Source organism: Kitasatospora sp. NPDC007106 (assembly GCF_040634455.1).
Taxonomy (GTDB): Bacteria; Actinomycetota; Actinomycetes; order Streptomycetales; family Streptomycetaceae; genus Kitasatospora; species Kitasatospora arboriphila.
In genome coordinates this window covers 1-1,151 of the sequence record NZ_JBEYFP010001386.1, presented here as the reverse complement: position 1 = coordinate 1,151, position 1,151 = coordinate 1, and the positions used below count along the sequence as shown (strand labels likewise).

At 67.9% G+C, this 1,151-nt stretch carries 1 protein-coding gene and 1 pseudogene; one reads left to right on the top strand and one right to left on the bottom strand.

Going from position 1 to position 1,151, the window contains the following annotated elements; genetic code table 11:
* Positions 1 to 446: 446 nt before the first annotated feature.
* Positions 447 to 981 (top strand): annotated as a pseudogene (locus ABZ641_RS38695) (DinB family protein).
* Here ABZ641_RS38695 and ABZ641_RS38690 read toward each other — a convergent pair.
* A partial coding sequence (locus tag ABZ641_RS38690; RefSeq protein WP_359989384.1) for a hypothetical protein occupies positions 922 to 1,151 on the bottom strand: 230 nt, incomplete at its 5' end. The pseudogene ABZ641_RS38695 and the gene ABZ641_RS38690 sit on opposite strands and share 60 nt — an antisense overlap.

The following is a 1,151-nucleotide window of genomic DNA, read 5'->3' as shown; positions in this document are numbered from 1 at the left end:
GGCACATCACCGGCAGAAACTGTGTCCCCCTGGGAGCGGATGTTGCGGTGAAGGGGCTGCGACCGGGCCGATCGGACGCGGCCGATACCGATCCCGGGCTGCGTACCGGCGGGCAGGGCAACCAGGCGGCCGCCCCGAAGGAGCCTCGGGACACTCACACCCCGGCCGCGGATCACCATCCTGCCGGCCCGCGGTCGAACACGACAGCCGGCCGCCGGCCCTCGACCTCGCCGACCCTCCGCATGCCCAATCGCGGGACACCGGAAGCCAGCTGAAAACGTATCGCAGTACCGAAGCGGTTGTGACAAGGCGCGGACCACCAGACCCGCATCCGAACTCGCTCACCACAGAAACCTGAGACGACCACACCACCACGCCTGATTCCGCTGCCAGAGCAGTTCAACTTCGTACACAAACGCCTCACCGACCGCAACGCAGGTCCGGTCATGGACAGCGGCAACGGCACCGACGTCGCGGTCGGTCCCATGAGCGATGACGAGTACCTCTGGGAACCGGTGCCCGACCACCGGTCCATCCGACGGCGCCCGAACGGACCAGGAACACGTGCGACCGAGCTGGTCGGCGCAGGCGACTGGGGACGCGACGCAACGCCTCCCCCACACCCCGAGCCGCCGCCCATCACCACCATCGCGTGGCGTCTGAGTCACCTCAGCGAAATGCTGACCCTCCGCGCAGACCACACAACCGGCGACCACACCCTCACCCGGGACGATCCCCACATCAACAAAGACGCCACCGGGGCGCTCGCCGCCTTCGCCTCCGGCGCCACGGCCTGGCGGAAGGCGCTGCTCGACACCGACGAGACCACGCCGGACACGATCGGACACAGCACACACCCCCCACGGCAGCGACCCGGACGACCCCTTCATCGACACCGTCTGGCGGGTCAACCAGGAACTGCTACACCACGGAACCGAAATCGCCCTGCCACGCGACCTCCACCCCACACAACAACCCTGACACCCCCCACCCCAGCCACCACATCACACCAACCAAAGAACTTCCCACACACACCCAGGCCTGCACGCCGTCGGCCGGGTCCGCTCGGTCCGACTGCCGGATCGAGGAGTGAGCCATGCAGACACGTGCGTTGATCGTGGGCCTCGGCATCACCGGCGTATCCGGCAGTC